This window comes from Lysobacter capsici (assembly GCF_014779555.2).
Classification (GTDB): domain Bacteria; phylum Pseudomonadota; class Gammaproteobacteria; order Xanthomonadales; family Xanthomonadaceae; genus Lysobacter; species Lysobacter capsici.
The window spans coordinates 2,682,836-2,702,495 of record NZ_CP094357.1 but is presented as its reverse complement, the minus strand read 5'-3'; the positions used below and the strand labels follow the sequence as shown (position 1 = coordinate 2,702,495).

The 19,660-nt window shown below is 66.9% G+C and carries 15 protein-coding genes; 5 read left to right on the top strand and 10 right to left on the bottom strand.

The features are described 5' to 3' along the window. Positions 1-3 precede the first annotated feature (3 nt). Both mnmA and hflD read left to right on the top strand, forming a co-directional pair. Entirely contained in the window at positions 4-1,146 is a 1,143-nt protein-coding gene (mnmA, locus tag IEQ11_RS11415) for a tRNA 2-thiouridine(34) synthase MnmA (protein WP_191823121.1), read from the top strand. Then, positions 1,146-1,754 carry a high frequency lysogenization protein HflD gene (hflD, locus tag IEQ11_RS11410; protein WP_191823122.1) on the top strand — a complete coding sequence of 203 codons (609 nt, stop codon included), beginning with the start codon at positions 1,146-1,148 and terminating at the stop codon, positions 1,752-1,754. The genes mnmA and hflD overlap by 1 nt, the downstream gene beginning before the upstream one ends. 675 nt (positions 1,755-2,429) lie before the next feature. Here hflD and IEQ11_RS11405 read toward each other — a convergent pair. The 9 genes from IEQ11_RS11405 to IEQ11_RS11365 all read right to left on the bottom strand — a co-directional run bounded on the left by IEQ11_RS11405 (position 2,430) and on the right by IEQ11_RS11365 (position 12,154). After that, positions 2,430-2,984, bottom strand: coding sequence for a hypothetical protein (locus IEQ11_RS11405; protein WP_191823123.1), 555 nt, complete (start codon positions 2,982-2,984; stop codon positions 2,430-2,432). A gap of 297 nt (positions 2,985-3,281) precedes the next feature. After that, positions 3,282-5,882: a bifunctional aconitate hydratase 2/2-methylisocitrate dehydratase gene (gene acnB, locus IEQ11_RS11400; RefSeq protein WP_191823124.1), complete on the bottom strand. Its 2,601-nt coding sequence runs from the start codon at positions 5,880-5,882 to the stop codon at positions 3,282-3,284. A 148-nt stretch (positions 5,883-6,030) separates the two neighbouring features. Then, positions 6,031-6,429 carry a type II toxin-antitoxin system VapC family toxin gene (locus IEQ11_RS11395; protein WP_036102927.1) on the bottom strand — a complete coding sequence of 133 codons (399 nt, stop codon included), beginning with the start codon at positions 6,427-6,429 and terminating at the stop codon, positions 6,031-6,033. Positions 6,430-6,433: 4 nt separating this feature from the next. Next, complete coding sequence (locus tag IEQ11_RS11390) at positions 6,434-6,658, bottom strand: AbrB/MazE/SpoVT family DNA-binding domain-containing protein (protein WP_046656523.1); 225 nt, start codon at positions 6,656-6,658, stop codon at positions 6,434-6,436. 101 nt (positions 6,659-6,759) lie between these two features. After that, positions 6,760-8,154, bottom strand: a complete 1,395-nt coding sequence (locus tag IEQ11_RS11385) for an OprO/OprP family phosphate-selective porin (protein ID WP_191823130.1) — start codon at positions 8,152-8,154, stop codon at positions 6,760-6,762. Between the two features lie 172 nt (positions 8,155-8,326). Then, positions 8,327-9,103, bottom strand: coding sequence for an ABC transporter permease (locus IEQ11_RS11380; RefSeq protein ID WP_057921542.1), 777 nt, complete (start codon positions 9,101-9,103; stop codon positions 8,327-8,329). Further along, a complete protein-coding gene (locus tag IEQ11_RS11375; protein ID WP_046656522.1) occupies positions 9,084-9,920 on the bottom strand; it encodes an ABC transporter ATP-binding protein in 837 nt (278 codons plus the stop codon). Before IEQ11_RS11375 ends, IEQ11_RS11380 begins: the two co-directional genes overlap by 20 nt. Positions 9,921-9,938: 18 nt before the next feature. Further along, positions 9,939-10,982, bottom strand: a complete 1,044-nt coding sequence (locus IEQ11_RS11370) for an ABC transporter substrate-binding protein (RefSeq protein WP_057921541.1) — start codon at positions 10,980-10,982, stop codon at positions 9,939-9,941. A gap of 80 nt (positions 10,983-11,062) precedes the next feature. Beyond that, entirely contained in the window at positions 11,063-12,154 is a 1,092-nt protein-coding gene (locus IEQ11_RS11365; RefSeq protein WP_191823125.1) for a 4-oxalomesaconate tautomerase, read from the bottom strand. A gap of 107 nt (positions 12,155-12,261) precedes the next feature. Between IEQ11_RS11365 and IEQ11_RS11360 the strand changes: the two genes are divergently transcribed. Then, the gene (locus IEQ11_RS11360) at positions 12,262-13,167 is read left to right on the top strand and encodes a LysR family transcriptional regulator (protein WP_036102937.1); all 906 of its coding nucleotides are present in this window, start codon (positions 12,262-12,264) and stop codon (positions 13,165-13,167) included. A gap of 184 nt (positions 13,168-13,351) precedes the next feature. Beyond that, entirely contained in the window at positions 13,352-16,117 is a 2,766-nt protein-coding gene (gene acnA / locus IEQ11_RS11355; protein ID WP_191823126.1) for an aconitate hydratase AcnA, read from the top strand. 850 nt (positions 16,118-16,967) lie between these two features. Here the strand turns inward: acnA and IEQ11_RS11350 are convergent. Continuing rightward, a complete protein-coding gene (locus IEQ11_RS11350) occupies positions 16,968-17,432 on the bottom strand; it encodes a nuclear transport factor 2 family protein (RefSeq protein WP_191823263.1) in 465 nt (154 codons plus the stop codon). A 302-nt stretch (positions 17,433-17,734) separates the two neighbouring features. On the opposite strand from IEQ11_RS11350, the gene IEQ11_RS11345 reads away from it, so the two are divergent. Continuing rightward, on the top strand, positions 17,735-19,408 hold the full coding sequence (locus IEQ11_RS11345) for a long-chain fatty acid--CoA ligase (RefSeq protein ID WP_096414413.1): 1,674 nt from the start codon (positions 17,735-17,737) through the stop codon (positions 19,406-19,408). Positions 19,409-19,660 lie beyond the last annotated feature (252 nt).

The window sequence follows — 19,660 nt, the reverse complement described above, 5'->3', positions numbered from 1 at the left end:
GTCATGGCAGGGTCGGCGGACACCATCGTGGGCATGTCGGGCGGGGTCGATTCCTCGGTCGCCGCGCTGTTGCTGCGCGACAGCGGCGAAGCCCTGTCGGGTTTGTTCATGCAGAACTGGGCCGATGATGGCAGCGGCGATTGCCGCGCGGAGGACGACCGCCGCGATGCGGTCGCGGTGTCCGGCCGGCTGGGCCTGCCGATCCACTTCCGCGATTTCTCCGGCGAGTACTGGGCCGGGGTGTTCGAGCATTTTGTCGCCGAATACGCCGCCGGGCGCACGCCGAACCCGGACGTGCTGTGCAACCGCGAAATCAAGTTCAAGCATTTCCTCGACGCCGCGCAGCAACTGGGCGCGCGCTACATCGCGACCGGCCATTACGCGCGGGTCGATCAGGCCGCCGACGGCCGCTTCCGCCTGCTGCGCGCGCTCGACCGCGGCAAGGATCAGAGCTACTTCCTGCACCAGCTGGGTCAGGCGCAGCTGTCGGCGACCAAGTTTCCGCTCGGCGAACTGCTCAAGCGCGATGTGCGCGAGATGGCGCGCATGGCCGCGCTGCCGACCGCGGCGAAGAAGGATTCCACCGGCATCTGCTTCATCGGCGAACGCGATTTCCGCGAGTTCCTGTCGCGCTATCTGCCGGCGAAACAAGGCGAGATCCGCACCCCGGACGGGCGCGTGGTCGGTACTCATGCCGGGGTGTTTTACTTCACTCTCGGCCAGCGCGAAGGTCTCAACATCGGCGGCGTGCGCGGGTTCGAGCCGGCGCCGTGGTACGTGATCGGCAAGGATGTGGCCAGCAATGTGCTGTATGTCGACCAGGGCAGCGACAGCCCGTGGCTGCATTCGCAGCGGCTGCGTTCGGAGAGCGCGCACTGGATCGCCGGCGCCCCGCCCGCGGCACGTTTCGCCTGCACCGCGCAGACCCGCTATCGCCAGGCCGATCAGGACTGCGAGGTCACGGTGCTCGACGACGGCACCCTCGATGTCGTGTTCCGCGAACCGCAGCGCGCGGTCACCCCGGGCCAGTCGCTGGTGCTGTACGACGGCGAGGTCTGCCTCGGCGGCGCGGTGATCGCCACGACCGACGCGCCGGCCTGCGACCGGCCGCTTTCCTCCCCCTCTATTCTTACCGCGAGCTCGTAATGGCCGATCTTTCCGAACGCGTTCTCGCCCTCGCCGGCCTCGCCCAGGCGCTGGCCCAGGTGCGGCGCATCGCCGATACCGGCCAAGCCAACGCGGCCGTGCTCGGCACCTGCCTGGACTCGGTGTTCCGTATCGACGCGTCCTCGACCGCCGCGGTCTACGGCGGCGCCGCCAACCTGCGCCCGGGCCTGAGCTTGCTGCAGGACTATCTGGTCAACCGGATCAGCGACGAACACCTGCCGCGCCTGGCGATGGCGGTGCTGCAACTGGAGCGGCGCTTCGTGCGCGATCAGGCGATGACCGACAAGGTCCTGCGCAGCATCCACGACCAGGCCACCGCCGCGCATCGCCTCGGCAGCAGCCATCCGGACGTGATCGCGGCCTTGGGCGGGCTCTACGCCGACACCCTGAGCCACCTGCGCCCGCGCGTGCTGGTGCAGGGCAACCCGCATTACCTCGGCCAGCCCGGCGTAGTCGCCGAAGTGCGCGCGGTGCTGCTGGCGTCGGTGCGCTCGGCGGTGCTGTGGCGGCAGCTGGGCGGCAGCTATTGGGACATTTTGCTGCGGCGGCGTGCGATAGTGGATTCGATCGAGGAACGGCTGGGCTGAGGGCTCGGCGGCAGGTGCCCGAGCTGACGCCGTGCGGCGTAATTCGCGGTCGCGGCTTGCGCCGCTCCTACAAAGGGGCTGTCGGGCCGCATCGTAACTGGATGAATCGACTGTAGGAGCGGCGTGAGCCGCGACCGCGGCACTTCGCCGATTGCGTAAGTTCGTCTTGGCTGCGTGAGCTCAATTCGTGGCCGCAACGAACTCCATGTAGCTGACGCCGGATGGCGTGATTCGCGGTCGCGGCTTGCGCCGCTCCTACAGGGGGCTGTCGGGCCGCATCGTAATTGGATGAATCGACTGTAGGAGCGGCGTGAGCCACGACCGCGGCGCTTCGCCGATTGCGCAACTTCGTCTTGGCTGCGCGATCTCAATTTGCGACCGCAGCGAACTCCATGTAGCTGACGCCGGATGGCGTGATTCGCGGTCGCAGCTTACGCAGCTCCTACAGGGGGGCTATCCAGCCGCATCGCGATTCGGGTGGAGCGACTGTAGGAGCGGCGCGAGCCGCGACCGCGACACTCCGCCGATTGCGCAAGTTCGTCTTGGCTGCGTGATCTCAATTCGCGACCGCAACGAACTCCATACAGCCGACGCCCGATGGCGTGATTCGCGGCCGCAATTCATGACCGAAATAAACGCAGCGCCCGCAGGCGAGGCTCGCCCGCCCTGCCCGCCTCAGTAATTCATCCGGTATTCGCAACCCACCATGGTCTTGCCCGGGTGGGTGGTGATCGTGCTGACGGTCTGCACGATCGTGGCTTCGATGCCGTCGCCGATCGGCTGCACCCGCACGGTGCGCGTGCGGATGTGCTTGGCCAGCGGTTCGGTGCTCGGGGCGAGTTTGAGTTCGGCCGACAAGGCATCGACGTGGTCGCCGTCCAGCACCGCCAGCAGGCCCTGGCCCGCCATCATCACCTGGGTGGTCGCATGGCCGTAGACGGTCACCGGCTTGGGCAGGTTCATCACGGCGACGAAGGAATTTTCGTCCTTGACCAGGCTCCATCCCGCCAGCGCCGGTTGCGCCGGCTTTTCGTAATAGATCGGGGTCAGCGCGCTGCCCAGTCGTTCGTATTCGGCGCGATCGGCCTGGCAGGTCAGCACCTTGACCAGTTCGGCCTGTACTTCCGCCGCGTCGCGGTAATTTTCGTCATCGGCGGCCGCCGCCAGCGGCAGGGCCAGGAGCGTCGCCAACACGGCGGCGGATACGAGACGGCGCGAGCATCGGTTCATTAGCGAAATCCTTATCGGAGTGGGTTGATGACGAACGGATGGGGCGTAATCCCCCACTCGCTCGCCTTGATCGACGCGATCCAGGTCTACATGCCCAGAGACTTCGGCGTCATGACCGGATGAAGCCGGGGATATTCGGCTTCGCCGAAGTAACGCCGAGCCCGCTTTCGCGGGTGTGACGAGCGAAGCCGCAACGCCCTGCATTCAAGCAACGCCAAAGCCATCGGCGCAACCGCACCGGCAAACAAAAACCCCGGCCGCAGCCGGGGTTTTGTACGTGCTTGCCGTCGCGCCGACTCAGGCCGCGGCGACGGTGTCGGCGACCGACTTGTAGTCTTCGATCTGATCGAAGTTCATGTAGCGGTAGATCTTGTCGCCGTCGGCCTTGAGCACGCCGACGTCCGCCATGTACTCCTCGCGGGTCGGGATGCGACCCAGACGCGAGCAGATCGCGGCCAGTTCGGCCGAACCCAGGTACACGTTGGTGTTGCGGCCCAGACGGTTCGGGAAGTTGCGGGTGCTGGTGGAGAACACGGTCGCGCCCTCGCGCGCCTGCGCCTGGTTGCCCATGCACAGCGAGCAGCCCGGCATTTCCATGCGCGCGCCGGCGGTGCCGAAGGTGCCGTAGTGGCCTTCCTTCGTCAGCTCGGACGCGTCCATCTTGGTCGGCGGCGCGACCCACAGACGGGTCGGGATATCGCGCTTGCCTTCCAGCAGCTTCGCCGCCGCGCGGAAGTGGCCGATGTTGGTCATGCACGAGCCGATGAAGACTTCGTCGATGACCGCGCCGGACACCGCCGACAGGGTCTTCACGTCGTCGGGGTCGTTCGGGCAGGCCACGATCGGCTCGACGATCTGGTTGAGGTCGATGTCGATGACCGCGGCGTACTCGGCATCCGCGTCGCCTTCCAGCAACTGCGGGTTGGCCAGCCAGCCTTCCATCGCCTTGATCCGGCGCTGCAGCGAACGCGGGTCGGCGTAGCCTTCGGCCATCATCCACTTGAGCAGGGTGATGTTGCTGGTCAGGTACTCGATGATCGGTTCCTTATCCAGCTTCACCGTGCAACCGGCGGCGGAGCGCTCTGCCGAGGCGTCGGACAGTTCGAACGCCTGCTCGACCTTGAGCTGCGGCAGGCCTTCGATTTCCAGGATGCGGCCGGAGAAGATGTTCTTCTTGCCCTGCTTGGCGACGGTCAGCAGACCGCTGTTGATCGCGGCCAGCGGGATCGCGTTGACCAGATCGCGCAGGGTCACGCCGGGCTGCATTTCGCCGGAGAAACGCACCAGCACCGACTCGGGCATATCCAGCGGCATGACGCCGGTGGCCGCGGCGAACGCGACCAGGCCGGAGCCGGCCGGGAACGAGATGCCGACCGGGAAACGGGTGTGCGAGTCGCCGCCGGTGCCGACGGTGTCGGGCATCAGCATGCGGTTGAGCCACGAGTGGATCACGCCGTCGCCCGGACGCAGGGCGATGCCGCCGCGGTTGCTGATGAAGGCCGGCAGATCATGATGGGTCTTGACGTCGACCGGCTTCGGGTAAGCGGCGGTGTGGCAGAACGACTGCATGACGAGGTCGGCCGAGAAGCCCAGGCAGGCCAGGTCCTTCAATTCGTCGCGGGTCATCGGACCGGTGGTGTCCTGCGAACCCACCGAGGTCATCTTCGGCTCGCAGTAGGTGCCCGGACGAATGCCCGGCTGCTTGCCATCGACTTCCGGCACGCCGCAGGCGCGGCCGACCATCTTCTGCGCCAGCGAGTAACCCTTGCCGGTGTCGGCCGGGTTGGTCGGCAGGCGGAACAGGGTCGAGGTCGGCAGGCCGAGCGCTTCGCGCGCCTTGGCGGTGAGGCCGCGGCCGACGATCAGCGGGATGCGGCCGCCGGCGCGGACTTCGTCCAGCAACACATCGGACTTCAGCGCGAACTGCGCGATCACTTCGCCGTTCTTGAGCGCCTTGCCGTCGTAGGGACGCAGTTCGATCACGTCGCCCATGTTCATCTGCGACACGTCGAGTTCGATCGGCAAGGCGCCTGCGTCTTCCATGGTGTTGTAGAAGATCGGCGCGATCTTCGAACCCAGGCACACGCCGCCGAAGCGCTTGTTCGGAATGAAGGGGATGTCTTCGCCGGTGAACCACAGCACCGAGTTGGTCGCCGACTTGCGGCTGGAACCGGTGCCGACCACGTCGCCGACATAGGCGACGAGGTGGCCCTTGTCCTTGAGCGATTCGATGAAGGCGACCGGACCGCGCTTGCCGTCTTCTTCCGGCTCGATGCCGTCGCGCTTGTTCTTGAGCATCGCCAGCGCGTGCAGCGGGATGTCCGGACGGGTGGTCGCGTCGGGCGCCGGCGACAGGTCGTCGGTATTGGTCTCGCCGGTCACCTTGAACACGGTGACGGTCAGGCTTTCGGGCACTTCGGGCTTGCTGGTGAACCATTCGGCGTCGGCCCAGCTCTGCAGCACGCTCTTGGCGTTGGCGTTGCCCTTCTCGGCCTTTTCCTGCACGTCGTGGAACGCGTCGAACATCAGCAGGGTGTGCTTGAGCGCCTGCGCCGCGACCGCGCCGACTTCGGCGTCGTCGAGCAGTTCGATCAGCGGGTGGATGTTGTAGCCGCCGAGCATGGTGCCGAGCAGTTCGGTCGCGCGCGCGCGGCTGATCAGCGCGTTGTGCTCGGTGCCGAAGGCGACCGCGGCCAGGTAGGAGGCCTTGACCTTGGCGGCGTCGTCGACGCCGGCCGGAACGCGGTGCGTGATCAGGTCGAGCAGGAACTCGCCCTCCCCCGCCGGCGGGTTCTTCAGCAGCTCGATAACCTCGGCGGTCTGCTGAGCGGTCAGCGGCAGCGGCGGAATGCCCAGCGCGGCGCGCTCGGCGATGTGGTGGCGATAGGCTTCCAACATGAACAATTCTCCGCGTAAATCTGGGTGGAAAAAATCTGGGTAAAGATTGGCTGGGTAAAAACCGGCTGGCTGAAACGAACTGCGTAAACGGATTGGGTAATCGGCTCGGTCAGGGCGAAACGATCGAAGCGACCGGGTGTCACGTGGCTCAGGCTTGCGGCACGATCAGCTTCAGGCCCTTGAAGTAGTCGCGGTAAAACGTGTCGTTCCAGGTGATCAGGCCGTCGCACTGGAGCAAGGCGTGGGCGCCGACCAGAAAGCCGCCGAAGCCGCGCGGCCCGTTGCCGCGCTGGCGGTGGCGCCGGTGCATCTCGCCCGCGCGCAACGCCGACTTGGCTTCCAGCGCGCTGAAATGGATGCCCATTTCTTCCAGCGCCTCCTGCACCTGCGCGCCGCCGCGCAGCGCCGCGCACATCTCGGCCAGGCTGACGTCGCAGACCACGACCCGACCGCCGACCAGGCTCTGGCGCAGGCAGGCCTCGACCGCGTCGGCCTGCGGGCCGTCGCTCAGCAGTTCGATCAGGACCGGCGAGTCGACCGCGATCACCGGCTCATTCCTCGTCGCGCATCGCGCGCTCGGCGTCCGCGGCCGAGTCGAAGCCGTCCAGGGCGAACTTGCCGCGCGCCTTGGAGATCGCGTCGTCCACGCTCTTGCGCAGGATGATGCGGCTGCCGTCCAGCTCGACCTTCAGCAGCGTGCCCTTGGTCAGGCCGAGGGCATCGCGCACCGATTTGGGAAGGGTGATCTGGCCTCGTTCGGCGACGGTCGCTTCCATGGGCAGGCTCCAGCAGGTATGTACGCATTATACATACCTGAGCCGGCATACCGGCGGCGACACCAGCGGTTCCGCGGGCTTGCGAACGCCGGCCGCGGCGGTCAAAAAACCAATTGCAGACGGGTATTTAGCGTGTATCCCTCATCGGCGACGAGGTACTTGCCGCTGCGGTTGTCGGTCTGCCAGCGCACCAGATCCAGCATCAGCCGGCTGTAGTCGTTCAGGTACCAGTTGGCGCCGACCGTCCAGGCATGGCCGGCGCCGCCGCCGGGCAGATCGCGGAAGTCCGCGTTTTCGTAACGGGCCTTGAGCTCCCAGGCGCCGTGTCCGCCGGCGGTGACCGGGCGTTCGACCTTGACCCGGCCCCAGGTGCCGGTGTCGGCCACGTAGGCCGGCGCGGCGCCGCTCACAAACCAGCCGGCGGAGACGGCATAGGCGTCGTAGTCGGCGGCGTAGTTGCCGCGGCGGTCCAGGCCTTCGATCCGGCGCCGGCCCCATTCGCCCGAACTCCAGAACGGGCCGGCCACCGTCGCCAGCTCCAGGCCGTGGCCGCGTCCGCGTTCGGCGCCCGTCACGCTGCCCGGCGCGATCTTGACCTCGTCGTTGAAGTGGCCGCCGATCGCCGCGGCGCGTACCACGCCGGCCGATCCCGCGGCGATGTCCTCGTGAAACGCCCAAGCCCCCAGGTGCACGACCGCGCGCTCGCGCTTGAGCGGATTCCAGTGCGCGCGCGCCGCCCAGGTCAGGCTGTCGTTGCCGTCGCCGGCGTTGTCCAGATCGTTGCCCGCCACCGACACGCTGGCGTGCCAGCCGCGGCCGAAGACGCGTTCGGTCAGCCCGACGCCGAACAGCCCACGCTGCGGCAGCACCAGCGTCCCGACCACGTTGCGCTCCTGGAACGGCGTGTTGGAGGTGCTGCTGGAACCGTCGATGCCGCGATCGTTGAGCCGATTGCCGACGGTCAATTCCGACTTCTGGCCGAACAGCGTGTGGGCGAAGTTGACGTAGGCGGACTTCCAGCTCACGCCGTTGTCGGCGAAGTCGCCTTCCAGGACCCAGCCGATGCCGCCGTACGCGCCCTCGGCGCCCAGGCGCAGCGAACGCACTTCGGTGCCGCTGAGGTTGCGGCCGGCGAAATCGGAGCCGCCGGTGCTGGAGGCATCCAGAAACACGCGGCCGCGCGGCCGGAACACGGCGCGGCCGTCGGCGCTGGTGAATTGCGGCGCGCCCTTGCTCCAGCTCACGCTAGGCTGCTTGCCATGGGCCTGTTCGAGCTTGTCCAGGCGCGCGGCCAAGCCGGCGGCTTCGGGCGCCGACGCGGGCGCCGGCGCATCGGTCGTGGAAGCCACGCCTTCGACCGCGGCCAGACGCCGCTCCAGCCGTTCGATCCGGGCCGCCTGCGCCTGCACCAGTTGCAGCAGTTCGGCGGCGTCGGGCGTCTGCCCGCGGGTCTGGGCGGCGACTTCGCCGCTGCCGCTCGCGGCGGCGACGAGCATCGCCAATGCGATCGGATGCAAGCCAAAACGATTCGTCACGAGCTTTCTCCAGGCAACAAGGCGCCGCTGGCGCTGCGCGCCAGGATTCGTGTCGCAAGACAGATCCGCGGCTAAGGGAGGTGGATGTCCGCCGCGGCGCGCTGCCGCGGCGGGGCCGGCGCGCGGGCCGGGCTCAGGCGCTTTCGCGCGCCGCGTTCGGACGCCACGCGATCAGCCGGTTCTCGGCGATATCCAGGAAGGCGTCGATGATCAGCACGAACACGGCCAGGATCGCGATACCGGCGAACACGCCGACGGCGTTGAAGTTGCCCTCGGCCTGGGCGATCAGATAGCCCAGTCCCGCCGACGCGCCGAGGTATTCGCCGATGATCGCGCCGACCACGGCGAAGCCGACCGAGGTGCGCAGCGAGGACAGGATCCAGCTCGCCGCGGCCGGGAAATACACGTGGCGCAGCAGATCGCTACGGCCGGCGCCGAGAATGCGCGCGTTGGCCAGCACCGTCGGATTGACCTCGCGCACGCCCTGCATCGCATTGAAGAAGGTGGTGAAGAACACCAGCGTCACCGCCAGCGCCACTTTCGACCACAGCCCCAGGCCCAGCCACAGCACGAAGATCGGCGCCAGCACCACGCGCGGAATCGCGTTGAAGCCCTTGATGAAGGGATCGAGAATCCGCGCCGAACGCCGGCTCAAGCCCAGCCAGACGCCGCCGGCGACGCCCAGGGTCGTGCCGATCACATAGCCCAGCCCGGTCTCGGCCAGGGTGATCCCGACGTGCTGGTAGAACCCCGGGTCGGACAGCCACTCCCAGGCCTGCCACGCGATCGCCATCGGCGCGGGGAAGAAGAACGGGTCGATCATCTGCGCCGATACGCCGGCCTGCCAGCCGCCGAACAGCACCACGACCAGCAGCAGTTGCACGATGCGGTCAGTCACGTTGTTGCGCATAGGTCTTCTCCACTTCGCCGCGCAGGCAGGCCCAGATGTCGCGGTACAGGTCGATGAAACACGGGTCGAGCTTGATTTCCGCGACGTCGCGCGGCCGATCGAGCGGAACGTGGAAACTCTCGACCACGCGGCTGGACGGACCGGCCGACAGCACCACCACCCGGTCGCCCAGGGCGATCGCCTCTTCCAGGTCGTGGGTGATCAAGATCACCGAGCGGCGCTGTTCCTGCCACAAGCGCAGCAGTTCGTTCTGCATCAGGTGCCGGGTGTGGATGTCCAGGGCCGAGAACGGCTCGTCCATCAGGATCACCTTGGGCTCCACGATCAGGGCTTGCGCCATCTGCACGCGTTTGCGCTGGCCGCCGGAGAGTTGATGCGGATAGCGCGCCTCGAACCCGGTGAGTCCCACCTTCGCCAGCCAGGCGCGCGCCCTCGCCTCGCGTTCGGCCGCCGCCACGCCGCGAAAGCGCAGGCCGAGCTCGACGTTCTGCAAGGCGGTCTTCCACGGTAGCAACGCGTCCTGCTGGAACAGGTAGCCCACGCTTTCCTGCACGCCCTTGACCGGCTTGCCGTCGATCGCGATGCGGCCCCGGGCCGGCGTCAGCAGCCCGGCGACGGCATTGAGGATGGTGCTCTTGCCGCAGCCGGTCGGGCCGACGATGGCGAGGAATTCACCGTCGCCGACGCCGATATCGACGTCGCGCACCGCGGTGAAGTCGCCGAACGACATGGTGATGCCTTCGATCGCGACCAGGGTGGCGGCGTTCGCGCCGGCCGGGTCTTGGTGCAGTTGTCGCACCGTGGCGGTGGTGGCCATGACGTGCCCTCCCATCGGTCAGCGCGACGACGCGGCGTGCGCGTCGTCGACGAAACGGTTGGTGTAGGTCTTGCTCAGATCGATCTGGGCAGCGGCGACGCTGCGATCGAATTCGCGCAGGACCGCCAGCGGCGTTTGCAGATCCGCCGGCACGAACCGGCCGTCGCGCGAGAAGATCGCCTTGGCGCGCGCCACCGCCTTGGCGTAGGCGGCGCGATCGCCGGAGACATAACGGTCCGGCAGCGCGGCCACGATCTGCTCGGGCGGCGTGTCCTCGATGAAGCGCAGCGCCTTGAGCTGGGCGCGGGCGATGCGCTCGGCGACCTGCGGATGCTTTTGCAGGAACGCGCTCTGCGCGTACAGCACCGAGGTCGGATACAGGCCGCCGTAGACCTCGCGCGCGCCCTCGTCGCTGCGCGCGTCGATCAGGATGCGGCCGATGCCGCGCGCCTCGATCAAGGTCGCGGCCGGATCGTAATTCACCAGCAGATCGACCTTGCCCTGCTGCAACGCCGCCACCGCGGCCGCGCCCGAGCCGACGCCGATGATCGACACCGCGTTTTCGTCGATGCGGTGGCGCGAGAGGAAATGGCGCACGAAGAAATCCGACGACGAACCCGGCGCGGTGATGCCGATCTTGAGGCCGCGGATGGTCTGCGGCTGCTTCGGATCGAAGCGCGTGTCGTTGCGCCCGGCCAGCACCAGGCCGGAATTGCGCGACAACAGCACGAACGCGGAAACATCCTTGCGCTTGGCCTGCATCTGGATGGTGTGGTCGTAGAACCCCACCGCCACGTCGGTGGAACCGGCCACCAGCGCCTGCAACACTTTCGAGCCGCCCTGGGCGAAGTTCTCGGTGCGCACGTGCACGCCGGCCTCGGCGAAATAGCCCTTGGCGTCGGCGACGAAGAACGGCAGGTTGTTGAGGTTGTAGGACCCCACGCTGATGCGCACCGGCCTGCGTTCGCCGCCGACGATGTCGCCCTGGCCGCAGCCGGAGAGCGCCGCGGCGGCCGCTACCAAGGCGGCAGCGGCGGCGGCTATGAATTTCTTGCTGAACATCGATCCCTCCCAGGATGTCGTGTGCCTCATGAAAACCGATCCGCAGGCCCCCTCACTGTCGTGGTTCGGGCCGTCGATATCTACATACTCGCGGCCCCGCACTCGGGTACCAGCGAGGTGAACACGCGGCCCTCCAACAGGCGCCGCGCCGTGCGCACCACGCTGGCGATGGCATCGCCCGCGGCCGTGCGTTCAAGCCGCACTTCCAAGGTGCCGCTGGGATGCTCGAGCGTGATCGGCTTGGCCAGATCGCGCTCGCGCAACATCGCCTGCGCCACGGTTCCTTCGGTGGCGCAAGCCGTGGCGATGCCGACCGCGCCGGTGATCGCCAATGCGCTGTGGCACCGTTGCGGCATGAAATAACGCACTTGCAACGTGCCGCCATGCATCGGCGGCGACAGCAGCACCGGTTTGGGAATGACCCGCTCGGCGGCGTCGGCGATGCCCATGCGGTGGCCGGCTTCGATCCTTATCTTCTCCAGGCGCCGCAGCAGCGCCGCATCGGCATCCAGACGCGCCGGCGCTTCGTCGCCGCGCAAGCCCAGCGCCTGGGCCGGCACCAGCACCATCGGCATGGCGCAGTCGACGCAACTCGCGTCGACGCCGTCGATGCGTTCGCTGGCGTGGCCGGTGGGCAGCAGGCGGCCGGTGCGGGCTCCGGCCGCATCGAGGAAGGCCAGCGAGATCGGGCTTCCCGCGCCCGGCGCGCCGGCGATGACGGTATCGCCTCGGTACTTCACCCGGCCGCCCGGCGTCTGCACGGTCGCGACCACGACCTTGCCGGTATTGACGTTGTGGATGCGCACCTGCGTCTGCGGATGCCGCGCCTGGACCAATCCGGCCTCGATCGCGAACGGCGCCACCGCGGCGAGCATGTTGCCGCAGTTGGGCGTGGTGTCGACGACGCGTTGGTCGACCCGCACCTGCGCGAACAGATAGTCCACGTCGGCGTCGATGCGCGAAGCGCGACCGACGATCGCGACCTTGCTCGACAGCGGATTGCCGCCGCCGATGCCGTCGATCTGCAACGGATGGCCCGATCCCATCACATCGAGCAGAAAGGCATCCCGCAAGGCCGGGTCGGCCGGCAGGTCGTCGGCCAGGAAAAACGGCCCCTTGGAGGTTCCGCCCCGCATCAGGACGCAAGGCACGCTTAGCAGGTCGCTGGACATAGGCCCCACGGATTGATACCTGTATCGGATCAATGCGATCCAGTGATGCGATGCTGGCACGCCGTGATTTATCTGAGAAATGCTATTTTTCGAAGGATTGATCCACTATGAGCATCAATTGCGAAATCCTCGACCTGCGCGCTTTCCTCACCGTCAGCGAGACCCGCAGCTTCCATCGCGCCGCCGAAGCGCTGCACATCTCGCAGCCGGCCTTGAGCCGGCGCATCCAGAAACTGGAGGAAGCGGTCGGCGCGCCGCTGCTGGAACGCACCACGCGCAGCGTGTCGCTGACCGCGGTCGGGCAAAACCTGCTGCCGTTGGTGCGGCGCATGCTCGAAGAGTTCGACGGCTCGCTGTTCGCCGCGCGCGGCATCGACGACGGACGCGGCAGCCAGGTCACCATCGCCTGCCTGCCGACCGCGGCGTTCTATTTCCTGCCCAGCGTGATCGCGCGCTTCCACGAGGAGCATCCCAAGGTGCGGTTCCGCATCCTCGACCTGCCCGCCACCGACGGCCTGCAGGCGGTGGAACGCGGCGAAGTCGAGTTCGGCATCAACTTCATGGGCGCCTCCGACCCGGAACTGAACTTCGACGTGCTGGTCGAAGACCCGTTCGTGCTGGCCTGCCGGCGCGACCACCCGCTGGCGCGCAAGCGCAAGGTGAGCTGGAACGACCTGGCCAGCCATCGCCTGATCACGGTGCACCGCACCAGCGGCAACCGCATCCTGCTCGACGGCGCCCTCGCCCGCGAGAACCTGAAACTCAGCTGGTTCTACGAAGTGACCCATCTGTCGACCTCGCTGGGCATGGTCGAGGCCGGCGTCGGCATCTCGGTGCTGCCGCGGATGGCGACGCCGCAGCAGGAGCACCCCATCCTGGTCACCCGCCCGCTCGAGCACCCGGTGGTCTCGCGCACCATCGGCATCGTCCGCCGGCGCAACGCTGTGTTGTCCGCGGCGGCGGAAGAGTTTCTGCAAATGCTTAAAACCACCTGGCAGGGCGTGGCGAAATGACCTCGGCGCGGCGAGGCCGAGCGTCCGCGCGCGCATTCGTCGACACGCCGTGCACAAAGTTGCAGCGACAAGTGGTGGATAATCGGGCTCACCGCCCCGCCACGCATTGCGCCGTCCGCTCCACCGCAAGCAGATCCTCGCCCGGCGCGAGGCGCGAGCCAGCATCTCCACAGGAGTTCACCGCATGAGCGACTCGTTTTCCACCCGCCGCCAGTTGTCCGTCAACGGCCGCGACTACACCTATTTCAGCCTGCCGGCCCTGGGTGAGCGCTACGACATCAGCCGCCTGCCCTATTCGATGAAGATCCTGCTGGAAAACCTGCTGCGTCACGAAGACGGCGGCATGACGGTCGGCAAGGACCACATCGAAGCGGTCGCGCAATGGGACGCTTCGAAGGAACCCGACCAGGAAATCGCCTTCATGCCGGCGCGCGTGGTGCTGCAGGACTTCACCGGCGTGCCCTGCGTGGTCGACCTGGCGGCGATGCGCGACGCGGTCAGCAAGCTCGGTGGCAAGCCCTCGCAGATCAACCCGTTGATCCCGTCGGAACTGGTGATCGACCACTCGGTCCAGGTCGACGTGTTCGGCAGCCCGCAGGCGCTGGACCTCAACGGCAAGATCGAGTTCGAACGCAACATGGAGCGCTACAGCTTCCTGCGCTGGGGCCAGAAATCGTTCGAGAACTTCAAGGTGGTGCCGCCCAATACCGGCATCGTCCATCAGGTCAATCTGGAAAACCTGGCGCGCGTGGTCATGGGCCGTGAGGTCGACGGCGTATTGCAGGCGTTCCCGGACACCGTGTTCGGCACCGACAGCCACACCACCATGATCAACGGCATCGGCGTGCTCGGCTGGGGCGTGGGCGGCATCGAGGCCGAGGCGGCGATGCTGGGCCAGCCCTCGTCGATGCTGATCCCGCAAGTGGTCGGCTTCAAGCTGACCGGCCAGTTGCCCGAGGGCGCGACCGCGACCGACCTGGTCCTGACCGTGACCCAGATGCTGCGCAAGCACGGCGTGGTCGGCAAGTTCGTCGAGTTCTTCGGCGACGGCCTGCAGCACCTGCCGCTGGCCGACCGCGCGACCATCGCCAACATGGCGCCCGAGTACGGCGCGACCTGCGGCATCTTCCCGATCGACGCCGAAGCAGTGACCTACCTGCGCCTGTCCGGCCGCAGCGAGGAACAGATCGCACTGGTCGAGTCCTACGCCAAGGCTCAGGGCCTGTGGCACGAACCCGGCCAGCCGCACGCGACCTACTCGGCGACGCTGGAACTCGACCTGGGCGACGTGCGCCCGTCGATGGCCGGTCCCAAGCGCCCGCAGGACCGCGTGCTGCTCGAAAACGTGCACACCAACTTCGCCGACAACCTCGGCCCGCTGATCGCCAACCGCAAGTCCAAGGTCGGCTGCGCGATCGAGGAACTGAAGGCCGAAGGCGGCGCCCAGCCGCAGGCCGATCATCTGGCCGCCAAGCCGGTGTCGAAGATCCGGATCAAGGACCAGGACGCCGAACTGTGCGACGGCTCGGTGGTGATCGCCGCGATCACCTCGTGCACCAACACCTCGAATCCGGCGGTGATGCTCGGCGCCGGTTTGCTTGCGCGCAACGCGGCGCGTTTGGGCCTGAAGTCCAAGCCGTGGGTGAAGACCTCGCTCGGCCCGGGCTCGCTGGTGGTCACCGATTACCTGCGCAAGGCCGGCGTGCTCGCCGACCTGGAAACGCTGGGTTTCTACGTGGTCGGCTACGGCTGCACCACCTGCATCGGCAACTCCGGCCCGCTACCGGACGAAGTGTCCAAGGGCATCGCCGAGAACGAACTGGTGGTGGCCTCGGTGTTGTCGGGCAACCGCAACTTCGAAGGCCGCGTGCATCCGGAAGTCAAAGCCAACTACCTCGCCTCGCCGCCGCTGGTGGTCGCCTACGCGATCGCCGGCACGGTCAATATCGATTTGACCAAGGAACCCATCGGCAAGAGCAGCGACGGCAAGGACGTGTACCTGCGCGACATCTGGCCGACCAACAAGGAGATCGGCGACATGATCGCCGCGACCGTCGGCCCGGAACTGTTCGCGCAGAACTACGCCGACGTGTTCAAGGGCGACACCCGCTGGAACCAGATCGCCTCGCCCGACGGCGAGTCGTTCCAGTGGGACGCGGCCTCGACCTACATCAAGAACCCGCCCTACTTCGACGGCATGACCATGGACGTCGGCAGCATCGACGACGTGCACGGCGCGCGGGTGATGGGCGTGTTCGGCGATTCGATCACCACCGACCACATCTCGCCGGCCGGCAACATCAAGAAGGATTCGCCGGCGGGCCGCTTCCTGCAGGAGCGCGGCGTGCAGCCGGCGGACTTCAACAGCTACGGTTCGCGCCGCGGCAACGACGACGTGATGGTGCGCGGCACCTTCGCCAACATCCGCATCAAGAACCTGATGTTCGGTGGCGAGGAAGGCGGCAACACGCTGTACTTCGGCAAGAACGGCGGCCAGGGCGAGAAGCTGGCGATCTTTGATGCGGCGATGAAGTACAAGGCCGACGGCGTGCCGCTGGTGGTGTTCGCCGGCAAGGAATACGGCACCGGTTCCTCGCGCGACTGGGCGGCCAAGGGCACCAACCTGCTGGGCGTCAAGGCGGTGATCGCCGAAAGCTTCGAGCGCATCCACCGCTCCAACCTGGTCGGCATGGGCGTGCTGCCGCTGCAGTTCAAGGACGGCGAGAACGCGCAGACCCATGGTCTGGACGGTTCGGAAACGATCGACGTGATCGGTCTGGACGACGGCAAGTCCAAGACCGCGACCGTGGTGGCCCGGAAGGCCGACGGCAGCGAGCAGACGTTCGAAGTGAAGGTGTTGCTGCTGACGCCTAAGGAAGTGGAGTACTTCCGCCACGGCGGCATCCTGCATTACGTGCTGCGCCAGTTGGCTGCGAAGAAAGCGACCTGATCGGCTGCGTGTCGAGCGGAAGCCCCGCCGGCGGCTCTCGCCGCCGGCCTTCGGCCAAGCGCGAACCTGACGGTTCGCAAGCGCTTGGCCTCAGCCACCACGGCGGCATCCTGCATTACGTGCTGCGCCAGTTGGCTGCGAAGAAAGCGACCTGATCGGCTGCGTGTCGAGCGGAAGCCCCGCCGGCGGCTCTCGCCGCCGGCCTTCGGCCAAGCGCGAACCTGACGGTTCGCAAGCGCTTGGCCTCAGCCACCACGGCGGCATCCTGCATTACGTGCTGCGCCAGTTGGCTGCGAAAAAGACCGCCTGATCGGCTCTAAAGCCCCTCTCCCGCTTGCGGGAGAGGGGTTGGGGTGAGGGCCGCGAGCCCGGCAATCCGGGACGCGCGATACGTATTGCACTGTAGGAGCGGCGCAAGCCGCGACCGCGAATCCGCAACAACAGCGCAAACCGCCAACAGGCGGTCAAGACAGCCTTCGGCCAGCAACGAAGCCATCGGCGGCCCCGCGGTCGCGGCTTGCGCCGCTCCTACAGGAAGCGATCGTCGCAACGACGGACCGGGCAGATTGCTTTCGATCGGATCGAGATGGGCTCAAGTATTTACGGCGCGAACTCCGACATGACGGTCGCGGCTCGCGCCGCTCCTACAGGGAGCGGTCGAGATGGCTGGCGATCACGGGACATCTCCATCGGGACGTTGGTCCGGCGCGGAGCCGGTAACTGCGCCCCTCATCCGCCCTTCGGGCACCTTCTCACGCTCGCGGGAGAAGGACCGCACGGTGCGGTCGCATAAGGCCCGCACGATGCGGCCGCGTCGCGCCGCATCGGCAACGGCTGCGCGGCCCTGCAATTACAGCACCGGCGTCCACCGCGCCGAGGTCAGCCGCCACTCACCGCCCTCTTCGCGCCAGCCGGTCTGCACGTCGTAAATCTGCGCCGCATCGGGAATCGTCCCGGCCGCGCCGGTCAACGCGGCGGTGAAACTCACCGTGGCGTGGCCGGGTTTCATCTGCACCTTCAACGGCCCCAGCTTGACCCCGACGTTGCGATAACGCAGGAACAGCGCCATCGCCATGCGCCGCGCACCCAGCCGGTCGAGGCCGTTGGTGCCGACGAAATCCTTGGCCAGCAAATCCTCGAGCGCGCTCGGATCACGTTGCTGGATGGTCTCGTGCATCTGCTGCACGGTCGCGCGCAGGCGTTGTTCGGGCGGCGCCTGTTCGCCGCAGGCGCTCAGCAGCAGCGCGAGCAGGCCCAGCAGCCACAGCGCGCGCGGCGCGGGCCGGCGAGCGGCCGATCGACCGGTCGCGCCCATCCACGTCCCTCGCGGGCCGGCCGGCGCGAAAAATCGGGCGATTGTCTGTGCATACCCCATCGGAACCCTCTGCGTACCGGCCCCAGCGGGCCGACGTCCTGTCTTCGCACGACCGTTCGGGTCGCCGCATCGGCGCTCATCGTGACAGGTTCGCGGTGCCGCGGACAGCATCCCCGGCCGCGCGCGCGCCACCGCCTTGCCAGCCAGTAGAGCCTATGCTCCAATCGAGCGAACACCGTACGGCGGCGCACACAGCAAGCCGGCGGCCAGTATCGGCGAAGCGATTTAAAGAGGGGATCGCGATGAGTTTGGAACGTCCGTGGCTTGCCCAATATCCGCAAGGCGTGCCCGCGCAGATCGACGTGGAGGAATTTCCGTCGGTGGTGTCGGTGCTGGAAAACGCGATCGAAAAATACCGCGACCGCCCCGCTTTCTCCAATTTCGGCAAGGTCCTGACCTACGGCGACATCGACCGGCTCAGCGCGCAATTCGCCGCTTACCTGCTCGGCGAGCTCAAGCTCAAGAAGGGCGATCGCGTCGCGATCATGATGCCCAACTGCCTGCAGTACCCGATCGCGACCTTCGGCGTGCTGCGCGCCGGGCTGACCGTGGTCAACACCAATCCGATGTACACCGCGCGCGAGCTCAAGCACCAGTTGGTGGACTCGGGCGCGTCGGTGATCTTCGTGCTCGACAACTTCGGCGACACCGTGCAGAGCGTGGTCGCCGATACGCCGATCAAGCAGGTCATCACCACCGGACTGGGCGACATGATCGGCGGGCTCAAGGGCCCGATCATGAACTTCGTGCTCAAGTACGTGAAAAAGATGGTGCCCGAGTACGACATTCCGGGCGCGGTGCGGTTTCGCGACACGCTGACCCTCGGGCAGATGCACAAGCTGCCGCAGGTGGAGATTTCGCCTGACGACATCGCGTTTTTGCAATACACCGGCGGTACCACGGGTGTCGCCAAGGGGGCGATGCTCACGCACCGCAACCTGGTCGCGAACATGCAGCAGGCCTCGGCCTGGGTCGGCGCCAACGCCAAGCTCGGCCAAGAAATCATCATCACCGCGCTGCCGCTGTACCACATCTTCGCGTTGACGGCGAACGGCTTGGTGTTCATGAAGTTCGGCGGCCTCAACCACATGATCACCAACCCGCGCGACATGCCGGCGTTCGTGAAGGAACTCAAGAACACCCCGTTCACCGCGATCACCGGCGTCAACACCCTGTTCAACGGCCTGCTCAACACGCCCGGTTTCGCCGAAGTCGATTTCTCCAAGCTGCACCTGACCCTCGGCGGCGGCATGGCCGTGCAGCGCTCGGTCGCCGACCGCTGGAAGGAAGTCACCGGCGTGACCCTGATCGAGGCCTACGGCCTGACCGAGACCTCGCCCGCGGCCTGCATCAACCCGATGGACCTGCCGGCCTACAACGGCGCGATCGGCCTGCCGATTTCCTCGACCGACGCCTGCGTGCAGGACGAGAACTTCAACATCCTCGGCGTGGGCGAAGTCGGCGAGCTGTGCATCAAGGGCCCCCAGGTAATGAAGGGCTATTGGCAGCGGCCGAAGGAAACCGACGACGTCATCGACAAGGACGGCTGGCTGCACACCGGCGACATGGCGCGGATGGACGAGAAGGGCTACTTCTATATCGTCGACCGCAAGAAGGACATGATCCTGGTCTCGGGCTTCAACGTGTACCCCAACGAGATCGAGGACGTGATCGCGATGATGCCCGGCGTGCTCGAAGTCGCCGCGGTCGGCGTGCCCGACGACAAGTCCGGCGAAGCGGTCAAGGTGGTGATCGTCAAGAAGGACCAGGCCCTGACCGCCGAAGAGGTCAAGGCGCATGCGCGCCTCAACCTGACCGGCTACAAGCATCCCAAGTACGTGGAGTTCCGCAAGGAACTGCCCAAGACCAACGTCGGCAAGATCCTGCGCCGCGAACTGCGCGACGCGCCCAAGTAATCGCGTCGCAATAATCGAGCGTAAGCCAGCGTTGGCGAAAAGGCCCCGAAAGGGCCTTTTTCGTGCGTCGACGATCGCCTCGATTCAAGCGCAAAACCTGGTCTGGACGTTCTTCAGATCAGGCGCGGCATCGCGACGTAGGTCCACCGCCCGCACTCAACCTTCCAGGAGCCCGCCATGTCCATCCCTGCCCACGTGCCGATCGAGTCCGCTTCCGCATCGATGCCCGCCCGTGCTCGCTGTCCGGGCGAT